Source organism: Nocardiopsis sp. NPDC055824, assembly GCF_053616335.1.
The window spans coordinates 1-16,643 of sequence record NZ_JBSHDN010000002.1 but is presented as its reverse complement, the minus strand read 5'-3'; the positions used below and the strand labels follow the sequence as shown (position 1 = coordinate 16,643).

Sequence of the window (16,643 nt, the reverse complement as noted above, 5' to 3'; positions counted from 1 at the left end):
CTCGGGCCGCCCGGGACCGAATCCCGGAGTGACGAGGTGGGAAGGTCGGTGGCGAGGTGAGGCGGGCGAGGATGCGCGTTCCCGGATCGGGGGCCCACACGGTGTCGGACGGAGGGCGCGACGACGAGGAGTGCTCCGGCGGGAGGCACGCCCTGTCTGCTCTGCTGCACGAGGTCGCACTCGGCGACCTGTCGGCGTTCGAGTCGCTCTACCGGGAACTCTCGGGGGCGGTGTTCGGCGTGGCCAGACGTGTGCTGGTGGATACGGCCCAGGCGGAGGAGGTGTGCCAGGAGGTGTTCCTGGAGGTCTGGCGGACCAGTGCCCGCCACGACCCGTCCCTGGGCAGCGTGGGCGCATGGGTGCTGACCATCGCCCACCGCCGGGCGGTGGACCGGGTCCGCTCCGAGCAGGCGGCGTCGGACCGGTTGACCGCGGTCGGCCGACTGGAACCGCCGGCCACGCCGCACGACACGGTGCCCGAGCAGGTGGAGCACCGGCTGGAGCGGGAGAAGGTGCGCCGCTGTCTGCGGAAGCTGACCGAGCCGCAGCGCGAGGCCGTGCGCCTCACCTACTACACGGGGTACACGCAGCGGCAGGTGGCCGACCTCCTGCGGGTACCGCTGACCACGGTCAAGGGACGGCTGCGCGACGGGTTGATCAAACTGAGGGACTGCCTGGGGGTGACGGTGTGAGACGGCGGGGGGAACACGGTCTGACGGCGGGCTACGCCGTCGATGCCCTGGAGCCCGCGGAGGTCCGGGCGGCGGAGCGGCACCTCGCCGAGTGCGAGGACTGCCGGCGCGATCTCGCGGAATTCCGTGAGACAGCGGTGCGCCTGGCGCGCGCGGAGACGGTGCAGCCGAGGGAGGAGGTGTGGGAGTCGATCCTGGCCGAGGCCCGGGTGACACGTCAGAAGCCGCCGACGCGGTCCCGTCCGGCGGAACGGACCCTCCGTTCCCGGAGCGTAGGGCGGTGGCTGCCGTGGGGGCTGGCCGCGTCCCTCGCGCTGTTCTCCATGGTGCTGGCGGGGACCCTGGCGTCCGTCAGCGAGCGGCTCGCCGAGCAGGAGGCCCGGACCTCGGAGGTGGAGACGCTGCTGGCAGCGGCCGACACCAACATGGTCGCGGCGTCGCTGGGCGAGGCCCGGGCCACGGTCTTCGCCTCCTACGACCGCGACGCCGCGGTCCTGGTGGTCGAAGGGCTCTCCGCCGCGCCGGAGGGTATGGCCTACCGCATGTGGTGGGTGGACGGTGACGGTGTCCGCCCCGCGGGGGTCATGGAGTCCTCGGGCGAGGGCCGGTACGCGGGTGTGGCCGGTGACATGGGGTTCCCCGACCAGTTGTGGATCTCCCTGGAGCCCGAGGGCGACATGGCGGAGCCGAGCGGTGAGGAGCTCTCCATCGACCTGTGAGGGTACGGCCGTCCGGCCGGGTCCATGACCCCGGAGGCCGGATCCGCCGTCCTATGACGTCTGCGACTGGTCGGCCCACCCGGCGGAGGCCTCCGACGAGGTGGACCCCGCAGTGGTCGCGGGCGGGGACGCAGGCGTAGCGTGCGCGAGCCCGTGGGAGGCGAGCGGATCCCGGACGGCCGGGTCGGCCGGATTGGTGAAGAGCCCGGTGCAGGTGTCCGTCTCCCCGGTCACAAGACCGTGCACCACGGCCCTGCCGGAATCCTTGGTTGAGGACAACGGTCCTCCGCCGTCCATACCGGCGACCATCAGGGACAGGGCTCGCGGGCCCCTACCCGCGACGACGGAGCTCCGTCTCCCCGGGCTGAGAACGCCGTCGTCGCGGCCGAACCCTCGCCCTCCCGGGACGTCGCGGACGGTCAGCCGACGAAGAGCCGGTCCAGGTGGGCTTCGAGGACCGCCAGTGCCCTCTCCCTGGCCACATGGCCGAGAAGCGTCTGCGCCCTCAACCCCTCCACCAGAGCGAAGGCCTCAAGTGCCGCCGTCTCGGGATCGGTGCCGGCCGCGACCGCTCCCGCGTCGACCCCCTCGCTCAGCGCCTGCTCCAGGAGGGCCTGGATCCCCGCGTAGCCCTGGAGCAGGAACGCGGCCAGCTGCGGCTCGACCAGCGCCCGCGCCAGGAAGGCGACCCCGACCCGCTGCGCCTCCACCTGGCGGGGGTCTCCGTCGAGCAGGCCGCACAGAACCGTGCGGACGACATCCCGCGGAGACGGCGACGTCGCCGGCGCCAAACGCTCGCGGGTTCCGGCGACGTCGCGGGCGCCCACGTATTCCAGCGCGAACAGCAGCATCTCGTCCTTCGTGCGGAAGTAGTGCTGCACGCGGCCCATCGAGATCCCTGCCTCGGCCGCCACGTCGCGCAGGCTGACGCCCTCCAAGCCCCGTGCGGAGACGAGCGCGCAGACCGCTTCCGCGATCTGGGCGCGCCTCTGCCGGTGGTCCACCTGTCTGGGCATCGCTTCCTCCGTCTCCCGTCCAACGCACCGCATTGGACCACGCCTCACGCGTCAAGGTTACAATGCAGATGCATTGCAATGCGACTGCATTGTCAAGAGAGGAGCTCGGCATGTCAGCAGCACTCCGCCTCATGTTCGGAGAGGCCCGGATCTACGGACTCACCCTGGTCGCCGGCATCCTGCTGATCGTCCAGGGGTACGGGACGGGAGTCACCGAACTCCTCTGGGGAGTCGGTTGGGGACCCCTCGCGTGGGTCGGCGAGCGCGTCGCACTCCCGGACGGCTCACCGTTCCTGCTCGGCTCGCTGGGGTTCGTGTTCGTGCTCGCCACGTGCTTCGCCGTCCAACACGATTGACCACCGTTCACCGGCGCAGGCCGGGGCGGCTGCGCCGGCGGCGACCGTTCACAGGCTGCAGCGGGCGTCGGCGGGCGGGGATTCGAGGTCGAGGAGATACGCGTCGACCACGTCGTCGACGCACTCGCTGCCGCCGAGGAGGTAGGCGCCGTGCTGCTTGCCGTCCACCGTGAGCAGGCTTCCGCCGAGGGCCTGCGCCATCGCGATGCCGCCCTCGTGCGGCGTGACCGGATCGCCGGTGACCGACACGACGAGCGTCTCCGGGAGTCCTTCGACACCGGCGAGCCAGGGCTCGTCACGCGTGGGTGGCGCGGGCCACGCCTCGCACTCGCTGTGGTAGCTCCCCGCCGTGAACACGTCGAGGTCGAACATCGGCGCGACCTCTCCGATCTCGCGTGCGAGCGCAGTCTGTTCCTCCGGCGTCAGACGGGGTGAGTCCATGCAGCGCACGGCGATGTTCGTGTCGAAGTCCGTGCCGTAGGCGCCGTCCGCCGTGCGGGCGTAGAACGCGTCGCGCAGGGCGAGCATCCCGTCGGCGTTCCCCGCCTCGAGCGCGGTCAGGGCGGAGATGACCTCGGGCCACTTCGCTTCGGAGTACAGTCCACCGCTGATCCCGAGGTAGGCGTCCCAGACGCTCACCTCCCGGCTGTCGGCGGTCGCCGCCGGTGTCTCGACAAGCGGCTGGACGATCTCGTGCAGACGATCGTTCGCAGTCGCGGGGTCGGGACCCAGGACGCAGTCGGGCGATTCGGCGCAGAGTGCGGCGAGGTCGTCGAACCGTGCCTGCAGGCCGGCGAACGAGGAGACCCGGAACCCGCTCGCCGTCAGGTCGGGCGCGACGGCGCCGTCGAGCACGATCGCGCGGACCTTCTCCGGGTAGGTCGCGGCGTACATGGCGCCGAGCTCGGAGCCGTAGCTGTAGCCGAGGTAGGTGAGCTTCTCGTCGCCGAGCACCTCCCGCATGACGTCCATGTCGCGGACGACGTTGGTCGACCCGGCGTTGACGAGGTTCGCGACGCCGCCGGAGCCGTCGGTGCAGCGCTCTGCGAGCTCGACCGACTGTTCGGCGCTCGTGATGTCGTACACCGCGCCGAACCGCGGCACGTCGCCCGCGTCGTACTCCTCGTCGGTGTAGCAGTCGAGAGCGGGGGTCGACGATCCGATCCCGCGCGGGTCGAAGCCGACGATGTCGAAGCGCTCGGCGACGGGGCCCGCCTGCCACAGGGGCAGGGTCGATGCCACGAAGTTGGTGCCGGAGCCTCCGGGGCCGCCCGGGTCGATCAGCAGCGAGCCCTCGGTCTCGCCCGTGGCGGGGAGGCGCATGAGCGCGATGTGCGCCCTCTCGCCCTCCGGCTCGTCGTAGTCGAGCGGCACCTCGACCGAGGCGCACTCGAGCGCCGGGTTCGCGAACAGCTCGGCGTCCGCCGCGCTTGTCGCGGTGTCCTCGCACCCGGCCCAGTCGGGCTCTTGCCCGAGGTAGGCGCCGAGATCGGCATCCGTGCCGGAACCCGGTGGAGGAGGAGCGGGCGTGCATCCGGCGAGCAGGAGGAGCACAGCCGTGGCGGCCGCGGCGAGTGCGGTCTCGAGGTGTCGTGATCGATGGGGGAGCCGAGGATGTGATCGCATGCGTTTCTCCTGTGCCGAGCCGCGACCGTGTACGAGGGCGCGGCGACGGTGGACGGATCGTTCTTGGGTCAGGGGTGCTGAGATGCCCGACAGGGCGGCGACGTGACCGGACAGAGCGGGGAGGTCAGCCCCCGAGCCCCTCGGCCTCGGCGTCCAGGAGCCGGTGATGGCGGAAGGTGAGTGCTCGTTCGGTCCCCGCGAGGCCGGTGGTGACGGTGAGAATCGTGTTCGCCCATGCCGGCAGGTCGATGGGCGAGACGAACGGGGTGAAGCGATCGGCCCAGATCGGCAGGTGGGTGGCTGCCCCGAGCAGCTGCGGGGCGAGAAGGATCAGATTGACCGTCAGCACGAGGACGGCGCAGGCAGCGAGGGCGCGCCCGACCTCGGGATGACGGCGGGAGAGTCGGGCGCGCCAGTGCTCGGGTGTCCCCGGTGCGGGATCGAGACGTCGCCGGCTGCCGTCCGCGCTGATCAGGTGGATCCGCTGCATGCCGTACCTGCTCGCGGCGACCTCGATGCCGTCCGATCCGAGCGGGAACCGGACCGGCATGTCGGAGGTCTGCACGTGCCGGCCGTCCCGGTAGAGCGAGGCCCGGCCCGCCATGTGATCGACATCGACCGCCGCCGTCGACGCATCGGGAAGGTCGATCGCGAATCGTGTGCGCTGCAGCGAGGGGGAGGGGCGGAACGGCGGCAACGGCGAGCCAGGCTCGGGAGCGGGCGTCGACCACGCTTCCGCATCGCCGTCGAGGCCTTCGAGCCCCTCGAAGCCGTGAGGATCCTTCCGCGCCGCACCGGTCCAGGGCTGGTGCCAGTCGTTCATGCCTCGTCCTGCCCGGGGGCGTCACAGGACGGGGCACCGCCACGAAATCTATTTAGCATGTCCATGCCAAATAAAGTAGCACAAGCATGCCAAAAAATGGCTAGGATGGCGTCATGCCCAAGAGAGTCGACCCGGATGCCCGCCGGGAGCAGGTCGCCGAGGCCGTGATCGACGAGATCGTCGCGCATGGGATCCGCTCGGTGACCCTCGCTCGGATCGCCGCACGCACCGGCCTGGCCATCGGGAGCATCCGGCACTACTTCGGCGACACCGTTCGCGAGGTCATGCGCTTCACGCTGGGCGTCCTCATACAGCGCGTCGCGCGCCGAGACGCGACGCTGTCCGACGACCCGGTGGCACGGATCGGGGATGTGATCACCTTCGCCGCGCCGACCAGCGAGCAGGAGCGCCGGGAGAACATCGCCCTCGTCGAATACCGTGTCATGGCGCGCACGGACCCGGAGTTCGCGGCCGACATCGCCGCGACGTCCCTCGCGGGTGCGGAGGTGGTCCGCTCGCTGCTGCGCGAGGCGCTGGTCGACCGTGATGTCGAGGAGGAGGCGCTGCACCGTGAGGCGCTCCTGCTGTTCGCCCTGATCGAGGGCTTCTCGTTCAGTTCGGCGCTGTTCTCCGCCCCGTTGTGCGAGACGGACGTCCGTGCCGCCGTGACGGCGACCGTGCAGCGTCTGCGCGACGCCTATCCGCCTTCCGGGGGAGCCGTCGAGGGAACGTCCAGAGCTCCTGAGGCCGCCGAGGGGTCACGGAGCCACATCTAGTGCTGTGACCGGAAGGTTCACCGGGTCGAGGGGCAGGCCGTGAGGTCGACCGGCCGTCCTCCCCAGCGGATGCCTTTCTCGCTGCGCACCCGGGCGCGTTCTCGGCGTTGGGCCGCGAGCACGTGCGGGTGGCGGGCGTTGGCGTTGCGCCACCGCAGGTAGGCGTGCAGTACCCGGGTTGGGACCGTGTGGCCGGGGTGGTGGGAGTTGGCGATGGTGAACTGGCGCAATGGTCCGCAGTGGGCCTCGATCGGGTTGGCCCACCAGGCGTAGGTCGGGGTGAAGCACAGCTCGCCCTTGTTCCTGGCCGCCCAGGCGCGGATCTTGGGGCTCTTCGCGGACAGGTTGTCCATGATCGCGTAGACGGGGGCGCCGTCCGGGCGGGCGGTGTGGATCGTTTTCAGGGCCGTGAGTGTGTTCGCTCCGTCCCTGCGCCGGTGGTTGGTGCCCCGCACAGTGTCGGAGCCCACCGAGTAGCAGCCGTGGAAGTAGGTGATGCCGTGGGTGCGCCAGGGGGCGGGTGCCGAGCGGTCCGAACTCGTCGAAGGCGAAGACCCGGTCGGGGAAGTGGGTGGTGACGTGCTCGATGCGGTCGAGTTTTGCGTCCAGTTCGGGGTCGGGTGGGTCCTTCCAGGTACGGGTGCGCTGGAAGGTGACGCCGTGCCGGGCCGGCAGGGTGCGCAGGGCCTCGCGGCCGATGCGGACGGGGTGTGCGCCTCGCGTTCAGGTGGGCGGCGAGTTTGCGGATCGACCAGCGGGTGAAGGGTTGGCCGGGCGGGTGGTGGCCGTCTGGACGGCGAGTTCTTCGTCCTCGTGGGCTTGGACCAGGCGGGCGATCACGGGGACGGTGTTGCCGCTGGAAGGGGCCAGGATCTTCATCGCCCGCCGGTAGCGGACGCTGTTGGTGCTGCCCCGGCGGACGATGCGCTGGAGTTTTTGTCCCTCGGGCGGGGTGAGTCTGCGGGCTCGGACGGGTTCGGCCACCGGGTGCCTGCCAAGGGGTGGGGGCCCAGTGTTGGGTTCAACCCTGTCAGGTGTCACCAACCCGGTGAGCCTTCCCGGTCACAGCACCAGGCGGCGGGCGATGAGGGCCCGGGTGCTGTACGCGCAGGACCGCCGCACCTGCGAGGCCGCCCCGAATCCGCTCCGGACACACGCGGACCGCCCCGGGCGCCGGGTTCGGCGTCGGTGCAGCCTGTCGACCGGTCGGCCCGAGGGTCACGGGGTCGACGAGGTGCGACCTCCCCCCTCGAACGCCGCCAACGAGGTGATGAAGCGCTCGGCCGCGGCGTCGACCTCGGCGGTCGGGGTCAGTAGTTTCTGCAGCAGGAGTCCTCGCAGGGATGCGGTCGCGATGATGCTCTGCTGCCTGGCGTCGGCTGCCGTGGCGCCGTCGCGAAGAGCTGCCGTTTCGAGAAGCTGCGCCAGGCCGTCGATGTCGACGACGAGCTCCTGGAACGCGTCGCGTTCATAGACCGCCAGCCCGACCAGGTGGAAGAAGGCATGGACGCGGTCTTCGTGCGCGGGGTCCGAGTAGAAGCTCCAGACGGCTCTGCACAGGGCCGCGAACCCGAGTTCGTTGCCGGTCTCGGCGATGACGAGGTTGTCGCGGCGGCGCGCCTCCAACAGCACGGCACGCAGCAGACCCGGCCGCGACCCGAAGTGATACGTCAGCAGCGTGTGGTGCACACCGAGCCGCTCCGCCACTTGGCGCATCGACAGGTTCGGGCTGGGGCCGTTCTCGCCGAACTCGTCGAACAGCGCCTCCAGGAGACGCTTCTTCCCTTCCCCGACCGGCGATCTCACGTTGCCTCCGTTGACAGTTTCACCACTGTTGAGTACGTTACCGCACAGTGAATTCACCACTGTTGAGTACAGTGGGCCGCAACCCGGGGGAGGAGGTTCCATGACCGGTACATGGCTGGTCGGCGGTACCGTCGCGGACGGATCGGGCGCCGACCCGACCGCGGTCGACGTGTGCGTGGAGGACGGCATGATCACCGCGATCGGGAGGGCGCCGTCGGGCGCGGCGGTCGTCGACCTCGGCGGCATGGTCCTGACCCCGGGACTGATCGACGCACACGTCCACCTGGGTCTCTCGAGCCCGGTCGGAGCGCAGTTCGGGTTCCAGCTCTCGGCGGCCGAGCTCGCCGCCGACATCTTCGCCGCCGCGGGCCACGCCCTGGACGCGGGCTTCACCACGGTGCGCGACACCGGCGGCATCGACGGCGGGGTCGTCGGGGTCATCGCGAAGGGAAAGGTGCGGGGTCCGCGGGTCCTCTCGTGCGGTCCTGTGCAGTGCCAGACCGGGGGACACGGCTACTACGGGGCCGCATGGGAGCCGACCGGGCTGTGGGAGGCCCACCACATCCCCGGGCTCTGCGCCCTGTCGCTGATGTCGGGCAATGCCGACGAGCTGCGGCGCAATGTGCGCGAGTCGTTCCGTCGCGGCGCGAGTTTCCTGAAGCTGTGCGTCACGAGCGGCGTCGTCGGGGGACACGACCGCCTCGACGACACACAGTTCACGCACGAAGAGATCGCCGTGGCGGTGCAAGAGGCACAAGCGCGCGGTACCTACGTCACGGTGCACGCGCACAACAACGCGGGCATTCGCAACGCAGTGCGGGCCGGCGTGCGCTGTGTGGAGCACGGCACCGACATCGACGAACCGACGGCCCGGTTGATGCGGGAGCACGACGTGGCCCTGGTCCCCACCTTCGCCGTGGTCGAGCAGCTCATGGACGCCGAGAGCATGGGCCTGGACCCCGCGACGCGGGACCGCGTCGCCGGAGTCCGCCAACGCATGGCGACAGCGCTGGAGACCTCTCGCGCGGCGGGCCTGAGGATCGGCCTGGGCTCGGACCTCATCGGGCCGAACCAGCAGCGCCGGGGCCAGGAGCTGCGCCTGCGAGCCGAGCTGGAATCACCCATGCGGGCGCTGGTGTCGGCCACCAGCGTCAACGCCGACATCCTCGGGCTGGGCGGGACCGTCGGAATGGTCCGCGTCGGGATGCGGGCCGACATGGTCGCCTGGCGACAAGACCCGCTCCACGACCCGAACGTGTTCGCCGATCCGGACATGGCCGCCCTCGTCTTCAAGGGCGGTCACATCATGAAGGGACAAACCCGATGAGCGAGATACTGCACGGCTGCCTGCCGGACACGGAGTACCTGGAGATCACCGCGCGGTCGGGGCACCGCTACGGCGTCTGGGTGACCACGCCCCCCGGTTATACGGACTCCACGGAGCCCCTGCCGCTGATCTACGTGTTGGACGGCAACTGGACGGTCGGGCTCACCGCGCCCCTCATCGTCACCCAGGCGGACCCGTATCTGACGATCGCCCCCTACATCCAGGTCAGCATCGGGTACACCGGTGAGGAGGCGGCGGCCTGGGCGCAGATTCGCAACCGCGACCTCGTACCGCCGGGGGAACCCATCGGTGACGACATGCTGGCCACCCTCACGAAAGCTCGCGACACGGGTGCGATGACCCAGGAGCAGGTCGACGCCTACCTCGCGGAGCTGAAGGAGGCCCACGCCGACGTCTTCCTCGACTTCCTGACCGGCGAACTCCACCCCCACCTCCGGTCGAGGCTGCGTGTCAGCGAGTCCGGGCACGGCCTCTTCGGCTACTCCTACGGAGGTCTTTTCGCCCTCTACGCATGGCTGCGCGAGACAGGTCTCTTCGCGAGCATCGGTGCGGGCAGCCCCGGTGTGGCCAGTACGGACAGCCAGATCTTCACCCTCGTCGAAGCCCTGCCGGAACTCGGCGAGGACGCAGCCGCTCCACAGCTGCACATCACGCTGAACGAAGCCGAACTGCTGGGAGACATTCCGTTCTATCGCGGAATGGCCCGTAACGTCCTTGCGACGGTGGAACAGCTGCACACCCAGGGGCGGTCGGAGCAGGTTTCGCACGCGTTGTTGCGGGAGACGCACGTCACCGGGCTGCAGGCATCCTTCCTCAGCTACCTGAAGGCATGCCACAGGCGCTGACCGGCCGCGGCCGTGAGCGCCCCGACAGCCCATCCGCCGGGCCGGTGCCGAACGTGCGGCGCGGGCGGGCCTAACGCCCCACCGCCGTCGGCCGGGTGCGGTGGAGCCAGTCGGCGACGCCGGTGACCACGGCCGGGTCGACGTGGTGCGGCAGTGCGTAGTCGGCCGGGGTGGACGGGCCGGCGCCGGGGAAGAACAGGTGGTCGTCCGCCTCGAAGACGCGGAAGTCCACCCCGGGCCGGCCGGCCAGGCCCGTCCGCCACCGGGCGAGGTCGTCGGCGACGGTGACCTGGTAGTCGCGGCCTCCTTGGAGGATGAGCATCGGCTTGCCGAGTGCTGCGGCGGTCGCCACCGGGTCGTAGTCGCGCAGTTCGAGCCAGTACGACGCGGGCAGACCGAACGGCAGTTCCGAGGCCGGGGTCGCGGAGGTCAGTCCGGGGCCGTCGACGAGGGCGGCCTGTCCGGCGAACGTCTCGACCAACGAGGCCGGCACCTGGTCCGGGAGCACCGAGGAGAGGTGGGAGGCGACGCGGACGGCGGCATGGTGCATCGGCTGTGCGTCGCCGGCCATGACCACCAGACCGGCCACGGAGGGCTCGGCGGTCGCGACCAGCGGGGCGACCTTGCCGCCCATGCTGTGTCCGAGGACGAAGACGCGCCCGGCGTCCACCTCCGGGCGGCGCCCGAGCAGGCCGACCGCGTCGACGGCGTAGGGCACGTACTCCCGCGACATGGTCAGGTCGGGCGAGGCCGCGAACCCGCTGTGGGCGAAGGTCGCCTTGTCGAAGCGCAGCACCGCGATCCCGAGCCCCGCCAGCCCCCACGCCAGGTCCTTGAGCGGCTTGTTCGGCCCGCTGGTCTCGTCGCGGTCGAAGTGCCCGCCGCCGCTGAGCAGCACCACACCGGGACCGGGGCCCCGGTCCTTCGGGACGCTCACGGTGCCCGGCACGGCGAGGGGGCCGGTGCCGACCGTGACGTCGTGCTCGGTGAACAGGTGCGGGTCGGCGTAGGGCGGCGGGGCCCAGGCGGACACGGTTCCGGTCGGGGGTTCGTCAGACATCGTCATCACCTTTCTCATCTTCTGCGAACGTTAGCATGGTGTGAGATCATTTCTGCATGGACGGTTTCGAACTACTCGCACACCCGGTACGGCTACGGGTGATCCACGCGATGCGCGGCGGACGGGAGCTCACGACCGCCGACCTCTGCCTGCGCATCCCGGACGTCTCGAAGGCCACGGTCTACCGGCACGTCGACCTGCTCGCGGCCGGGGGAGTCCTGGAGGTCGCCGGGGAGCGGCGGGTGCGCGGCGCGGTCGAGCGCCGCTACCGGCTGCACCGGGAACGCGCGGCGATCGACGCCGACACCGCCGCATCACTCTCGCGCGAGGACCACCGGCGCGCTTTCGCCACCTCTCTCGCCGTCCTCGCAGCCGAGTACGACGCCTACCTCCGCCGTGACGAGGCCGACCCGGTGGACGACCAGGTCGGCTACCGCCAGCACGCCGTCTGGCTCAGCCCCGAGGAGCTGCGCGAGACGATCGAGGGGATGCGCGGGGCGATCGCGCCCCACCTGGCCAACGAACCGGCGGACGGCCGCACGCAGTACCTGCTCAGCCCGATCCTCTTCCCGATCGCGCCCCCACCGGCCGGGACCGATCCCGACACCGTCGACCCGCCGGCGCCCGGCGGCTGAACGAGCCGCCCCTCACCGCGGGGGCCGCTCTACCGTCGTTCCCCGAGGCCGGTCCCGGTGTGTGCGCCCCGGTGACACGGGCGGCGCCTCCCGTGCCGCGCTCTCCGCGCCCGGCATCCCGGCCGTCCTGCCGCAGCGCGAAGACCGGTGCGGGTACGAGAACCGTGTCGTCCGCGTTCTCCGCTGGTGCGGTTGACCGGGAGGGTGGACAGGACTGGTCAGAAAAGGGGAGAAAAGCCGTAGTACAAAGGCCGTGGCCACATCGAACCGGAAACCGGGATCACGTTTTTCGGGTTTCCGATAAAGCATCTCTGGTTTCTTGGGGTGAGAGTTGCTACGGGGGCGGGTGAGGCTGGTTTCCGCCTATTTTTCACCCCATGATCGACGGTCTCGCTCTATCGTTCACCCCCGAAGGGGCCGGGTCGTTTCGTCGCGATGGCCGACACCGGGGCTCGGACAGGGCGGAGCGGCCGTTTCCGTATCGGACCCGGCCATCACGGGGTTGTGGTCCTCGCCGGACGTGGGCGGACGGGGCACGGACTGGTGCCCGGCAACGTATGGAACAAGGGCCCCTCGAAAAACAGACGGTTTTCGCCATGAGATCGCTATGGGGCCGGGGTCGATGTTGACGACATCCGCATCAGCATCCGGATGTGGAGCCGAGGAGGACGACCGGGCTCTTTTTCTTATCCCGAAACCACTCGACTGACGAAAGCATCACATAGGCTAGCTGCTTCTCACCCTTCGGACATCGATGTGAATTTTTCCATCGCGAGCAGTCTTTCCTGGAGTGATGCATGGCCCGACCACCCCTCCCCGACGGCGCCGAGGGAACGACGTCCTCCCTACCGCCCGTGGACACCGCCTCCTACACCCGCAGCGAGGCCACCCGCCTCCTGAGCGCGGGGGCCTATCTCGACCCCTCGTTCCGCAGAACCGCTATCACCGAACTCGTCGAGCATCCCGAACGCATCGCCCCCCCGTCCCTGGGCTACGACGCGGTGACCGTGCTCCGGCACTGCCTGCGGGCCAGGAGCATGGATGTGAAGGCCTCGGTCCTGGTCCTGGCGGTCCTGGTGTCCGGGGCCGTGATTGCCGTGGGCCTGATGGTCGGGGGGATGCCGGACACGGAACTGATGAGTCGGATCGATTACGCCCTGCCCGGGGAGGCAGCTCAGGAGGCCCCCTCCGGTGAACAGACAGACCAGGAGGCCCGCGCCGCCGCCGAGGAGGCCCGCGCCGCCGCCGAGGAGGCCCGCGCCGCCGTCGAGGCGGCAGCCAGGGTGGCCCCCTCCGCCGGGGAGATGGGGCTGGCCGCCCTCGTCTCCCTGGTCCTGCTCGTCCTCGTCGGTCTGCTGTCCCGAGCGCGACAGAAGTTTCTGGGTCGGAGCGAATCGCTCCTGACGGTGGTCATCGGGGGCGCCATCGATCCGGCCAGGCCGGCCCACCGCTTCCTCGCCAGGCTCCTGGGCCTGGCCAACCTGGGGCTGACGGTGCTGTGGATCCTGCCCGCGTGGGCGTTCCTTCGGGGCGGCCACATCCTCGCTGCCCTGGCCGTCCTCTTCCTGCCGGTACTCCTCCTCGCGATCGGCGTGTGGCACCGACTCGCTCTCTCCCGAGTCCTGTGGACGGAACTGTCCCGCTCCTCCTTCACCGGCAGGGCCCCGAGGACCCCCCTGTTCGCAAGGCGGCACACGGGCACACTGGACGCGATCGGCGAGGAGCAGTTCTCCCGCCTCGTCCTCTACAACGAGGACCAACCCTTCCTCGGCGCCGGCGAGTCCTACCGCCCCTGGTCGCTGGCCCTGGAACTCGAACGCCTTCCCGGCGCCCCGCACAGGGCCGAGCCCCTGGACGGTCGCCGCGTCCTCGACCTCATCACCCCGCAGTTGGCGAGGCTCGCCGAGGTCTCCTCCCAAACCAGCAGGGACCGGCTCAAGGACCTGGAGCTACAGGAGTGCGTCTTCCTCCCGGCCGCCCTCCCCGAGGGCGTGTGGCACGCCGACCGCCTCTACGAGGAGAGCAGCGTCCGTGAACACCTCGAAGCATCCGTCGGGGAGGGCGCCGAGCAGCGGCGGCACTTCCTGCGGATCCGGGTGGGCGGTTGGGACGAGGAGGTCGTCACCACCGTCTTCGTGCGGGTGCACACCCAGGGCGACCTTCTGATCCTGGAGGTGCTGCCTTACGTCCTGTCCCCGTTGCGGAGCTCCTTCCACGAGGTAGACGCCATTACCGCGCGGTCGGCCCGTTTCCCGGTGTCGGCCCTGGTGACCGCGCCCGCGATGACGGTGGCCGTCCTGGTCCGCGGGGCGGGCACCCTCAAGTCGTGGTGGTTCGAATGGTTCGGGCTCGGAGTCGGGGAGACACAGGAGGCGCCCCGGCTCAGCATCCGCGAGTCGGGCTCGCGCGACACACGGTCGATGTTCCAGGAGATGGACGTCAACCGGTACGTCAAGACCATCCAGGACCGTATTACCTCCGGGGCCCAGCAGGCCCTGGTCGAAGCGGGCTACAGGACCGAGGAGTTCCAGCAGCGGGTGGTGAACATCAGCCGCGGAGGCGTGTTCATCGGCGGTTCCATGAGCGGATCGATCGCCACCGGAGCCGCAGCGAAGGCCGTCACCGATCTGGTGGCCAAGAAAAAGAGGAAAGGAGAGGAAGTAGCACCATGACCCACGACGACACCGCACCTGCTGAGGGCTCTGTCTCCATCGGCGGCTCGCTGCACGGCGGAGCGGTCTCCACCGGCACGGGCGGCTCCGCCGAGGTTTCTGCGCCAACGGATTCCGATCGCCGAGAGGAGCCACGCCCCTCCACTCCGGTCGCACTCCCCCGGGGAGCGGTCGGGAAGCGCGCCCCGGGATCCGTCGCCATCGGTGGTGACGCCCGGGGGGTGGCGATCTCTACCGGGGACCACGGCACGGCGCGCTTCGAGGCGTCCTCCGACGCCGTGCAGGACGAGCGGTACCGGGAGCTGTTGGAGCAGGTCCGCCTGCTGCGTCAGCAGCTCCCCCTGTTCGCCGACGCGGAGGGGGTCGCCGAGGTGGAGGCCGAGCTGGTCCAGACGGAGGAGGAGATCGCACAGACCGGCACCGCCGCACCGGGCCTGTTGCGCCGGTTGTGGGAGCGGCTGGAGCAGGCGAACACCGCGCTGGGCGCGCTGACCTCGGCCACCGCCCTGGCCGAGACGGTGCGACAGCTCACCGGCTGAGGGGGGACCGTGCCCGATTCCACGAACGCGCGCTGGGACGCCGACCAGCAGAGTTGGGTCGGAGGAACCCGTCCGGAATCCGCTGGAGGCGAGACACCGAGGCAGCTGAACATACCGACCCTGATGTTGGTGCCCCTGGTCGTCCTGCTCATCGTGGTGGCGGTGGCGGCGGCGGTCGGTATCAGCAGGCCCCCCTCCACCGGGGGCAGCGACTCCGGACAGCAGAGTGCTCCCGCCAAGGACGAGGCCAGTGCGGCGGAGTCCACCGCTGAGGAGCCGTCCGAAGAACCCGCCGAGGACGGGTGTGCGGACGGAGGGAACAGTGAAACCTGTGACGACGCGGAGAGCCCGGAACCCCCCGAGGCCGAGGACCCGTTCGCCGAAGAGGACGTAGAGTCCCAGGCGCTCGACGGATATGAGCTCAGCACGGATTCTGGCTGGTTCGGGCTCCACATACCGGAAGGGTGGCAGTACGAGGGCGGGGGAGCGTCGGAAGAGTTCTTCTACCATCCGGACGATCGGAGCCACTTCATCAAGATCATCGACTTCCAGGGCGAATACCTCTCTCCATGGCGGGCCATGAACGCCCTGGAGTCTGAGTTGGAAGCCACCTACGGGCAGTCTGGTTACGACGACTACAACGGGGCGGCGGTGCTGGAAGAGGATCCGTCGGTCATGGAGTTGAACTACGCCTACGACCACGACACATTCGGGCACCAGGACGTGTACGTGCGTACCTTCTTTGGTGAGGGCGGTGGAATCTACGCGGTATCGGCCGAAGGACCGTTCGAAGAGTGGCGGACCACCAAGGAGCACTGCAAGGAGGCCGCCAACTCGTTCTGCCTGAACGAACATGAATGCTCCTGACAGGACGGCCTCTCCAGGGCGTCGCGTGCGGTCACCACGAGGCCCGCTCGGGGCCGGTCACCGGCTCCGAGCGGTCGACGGCCCGCAAGTCCGGCGGGAGGAGGCCGCCCGTGTGAACCTGTCCTGCTCGACTCCCCGAGTACATCCCCCTCGTCTTCGGTCCGGGATGCCGCTTCGACGGGCGCAGTCATCCACGTCGCGGAGAGCGCTGCCACCGAAATCCTGACCTGCCGTCCCTGAAGGTCCTCACGTGCCATGATCCCCATGGGTCATCTGATGATGACCGGATGTCACTGAACGGGAGAGCACATGAGTGAGCGCCAGACTGGCACTGTGAAGTGGTTCAGCGAGGAGAAGGGGTACGGCTTCGTCACGCCGGATTCCGGAGACCCCGATCTGTTCGTGCACTTCAGGGCGATCGAGAGCAGCGGATTCAAGACCCTTAACGACGGGCAGAAGGTCAGCTTCGAGGCCGTTCAGGGGCAGAAGGGGATGCAGGCCGACAAGGTTCGCGTGGAAGCGGAGTAGGGGACCGGGGGCGGTCTTGCGCGCCGGACCGAAGCCGGGAAGACGCTTCCCGGCTTCGGTCCGGGGCTGATGAGTCGGACTCCATCATGTGCCGGGTGTTCGCCGAAGCTTCTCGTCCTGTGTGTGCAGGGTGGTGATGAGGTCGTCGATGTGTGCGGCGGTGGTGGGGGCTCCGGTGTCGGTGGCCAGGTCGCGGGCTTCTTGGAGGGTGCGGATGAGGGTTGCGTGGTCGGGTCGTGTGTCGAGCAGGGTGTGGAGCTGGGTGCGGGGGTAGCGGCGGTGTCCGCCGAGGGTTTTGACCGAGGCGAGGCGGCCGTCTTTTTCCCAGCGGGCGA

Annotated in this window: 16 protein-coding genes and 2 pseudogenes; 11 read left to right on the top strand and 7 right to left on the bottom strand. The window is 69.9% G+C overall.

What is annotated here, in order from left to right:
- Positions 1 to 71 precede the first annotated feature (71 nt).
- Together sigK and ACWGL3_RS00870 are read left to right on the top strand one after the other, a co-directional pair.
- Positions 72 to 692: an ECF RNA polymerase sigma factor SigK gene (gene sigK / locus ACWGL3_RS00875; protein WP_267944825.1), complete on the top strand. Its 621-nt coding sequence runs from the start codon at positions 72 to 74 to the stop codon at positions 690 to 692.
- On the top strand, positions 689 to 1,411 hold the full coding sequence (locus ACWGL3_RS00870) for an anti-sigma factor (protein WP_267944824.1): 723 nt from the start codon (positions 689 to 691) through the stop codon (positions 1,409 to 1,411). The genes sigK and ACWGL3_RS00870 overlap by 4 nt, the downstream gene beginning before the upstream one ends.
- A 419-nt stretch (positions 1,412 to 1,830) precedes the next feature.
- On the opposite strand, the gene ACWGL3_RS00865 is transcribed toward ACWGL3_RS00870, so the two are convergent.
- Complete coding sequence (locus tag ACWGL3_RS00865) at positions 1,831 to 2,427, bottom strand: TetR/AcrR family transcriptional regulator (RefSeq protein WP_267944823.1); 597 nt, start codon at positions 2,425 to 2,427, stop codon at positions 1,831 to 1,833.
- Between the two features lie 110 nt (positions 2,428 to 2,537).
- Here ACWGL3_RS00865 and ACWGL3_RS00860 point away from each other — a divergent pair, with 110 nt between their 5' ends.
- Entirely contained in the window at positions 2,538 to 2,783 is a 246-nt protein-coding gene (locus ACWGL3_RS00860) for a hypothetical protein (RefSeq protein ID WP_267944822.1), read from the top strand.
- A gap of 48 nt (positions 2,784 to 2,831) precedes the next feature.
- Here ACWGL3_RS00860 and ACWGL3_RS00855 read toward each other — a convergent pair whose 3' ends face one another.
- Positions 2,832 to 4,409, bottom strand: coding sequence for an alpha/beta hydrolase (locus ACWGL3_RS00855; RefSeq protein WP_267944821.1), 1,578 nt, complete (start codon positions 4,407 to 4,409; stop codon positions 2,832 to 2,834).
- 124 nt (positions 4,410 to 4,533) lie between these two features.
- A complete protein-coding gene (locus ACWGL3_RS00850) occupies positions 4,534 to 5,232 on the bottom strand; it encodes a hypothetical protein (protein ID WP_267944820.1) in 699 nt (232 codons plus the stop codon).
- Positions 5,233 to 5,345: 113 nt separating this feature from the next.
- Between ACWGL3_RS00850 and ACWGL3_RS00845 the strand changes: the two genes are divergently transcribed.
- A complete protein-coding gene (locus ACWGL3_RS00845; protein ID WP_267944819.1) occupies positions 5,346 to 6,008 on the top strand; it encodes a TetR/AcrR family transcriptional regulator in 663 nt (220 codons plus the stop codon).
- A 17-nt stretch (positions 6,009 to 6,025) separates the two neighbouring features.
- Here the strand turns inward: ACWGL3_RS00845 and ACWGL3_RS00840 are convergent.
- Positions 6,026 to 6,992, bottom strand: a pseudogene (locus tag ACWGL3_RS00840) (IS630 family transposase).
- 234 nt (positions 6,993 to 7,226) lie between these two features.
- Positions 7,227 to 7,814 (bottom strand): TetR/AcrR family transcriptional regulator, encoded by a 588-nt coding sequence (locus tag ACWGL3_RS00835; RefSeq protein WP_267944816.1) that lies wholly within the window; start codon positions 7,812 to 7,814, stop codon positions 7,227 to 7,229.
- Between the two features lie 100 nt (positions 7,815 to 7,914).
- Here ACWGL3_RS00835 and ACWGL3_RS00830 point away from each other — a divergent pair, with 100 nt between their 5' ends.
- Positions 7,915 to 9,141, top strand: coding sequence for an amidohydrolase family protein (locus ACWGL3_RS00830; RefSeq protein WP_452460617.1), 1,227 nt, complete (start codon positions 7,915 to 7,917; stop codon positions 9,139 to 9,141).
- A complete protein-coding gene (locus tag ACWGL3_RS00825) occupies positions 9,138 to 10,007 on the top strand; it encodes an alpha/beta hydrolase (protein WP_267944814.1) in 870 nt (289 codons plus the stop codon). Before ACWGL3_RS00830 ends, ACWGL3_RS00825 begins: the two co-directional genes overlap by 4 nt.
- Positions 10,008 to 10,077: 70 nt before the next feature.
- Here the strand turns inward: ACWGL3_RS00825 and ACWGL3_RS00820 are convergent, their stop codons facing one another.
- The gene (locus ACWGL3_RS00820; protein ID WP_267944813.1) at positions 10,078 to 11,067 is read right to left on the bottom strand and encodes an alpha/beta hydrolase family protein; all 990 of its coding nucleotides are present in this window, start codon (positions 11,065 to 11,067) and stop codon (positions 10,078 to 10,080) included.
- Between the two features lie 56 nt (positions 11,068 to 11,123).
- Between ACWGL3_RS00820 and ACWGL3_RS00815 the strand changes: the two genes are divergently transcribed.
- The 5 genes from ACWGL3_RS00815 (at position 11,124) to ACWGL3_RS00795 (ending at position 16,308) form a co-directional block, all read left to right on the top strand.
- On the top strand, positions 11,124 to 11,702 hold the full coding sequence (locus ACWGL3_RS00815; RefSeq protein WP_267944812.1) for a helix-turn-helix domain-containing protein: 579 nt from the start codon (positions 11,124 to 11,126) through the stop codon (positions 11,700 to 11,702).
- A gap of 797 nt (positions 11,703 to 12,499) precedes the next feature.
- Positions 12,500 to 14,374, top strand: coding sequence for a hypothetical protein (locus ACWGL3_RS00810; protein ID WP_452460616.1), 1,875 nt, complete (start codon positions 12,500 to 12,502; stop codon positions 14,372 to 14,374).
- Positions 14,375 to 14,595: 221 nt separating this feature from the next.
- Entirely contained in the window at positions 14,596 to 14,913 is a 318-nt protein-coding gene (locus ACWGL3_RS00805; RefSeq protein WP_267944810.1) for a hypothetical protein, read from the top strand.
- 9 nt (positions 14,914 to 14,922) lie between these two features.
- Positions 14,923 to 15,780, top strand: coding sequence for a hypothetical protein (locus ACWGL3_RS00800; RefSeq protein ID WP_267944809.1), 858 nt, complete (start codon positions 14,923 to 14,925; stop codon positions 15,778 to 15,780).
- A 309-nt stretch (positions 15,781 to 16,089) separates the two neighbouring features.
- Complete coding sequence (locus tag ACWGL3_RS00795) at positions 16,090 to 16,308, top strand: cold-shock protein (RefSeq protein WP_267944808.1); 219 nt, start codon at positions 16,090 to 16,092, stop codon at positions 16,306 to 16,308.
- 84 nt (positions 16,309 to 16,392) lie between these two features.
- Here the strand turns inward: ACWGL3_RS00795 and ACWGL3_RS00790 are convergent.
- A pseudogene (locus ACWGL3_RS00790) lies at positions 16,393 to 16,643 on the bottom strand (hypothetical protein); the annotation flags it as partial.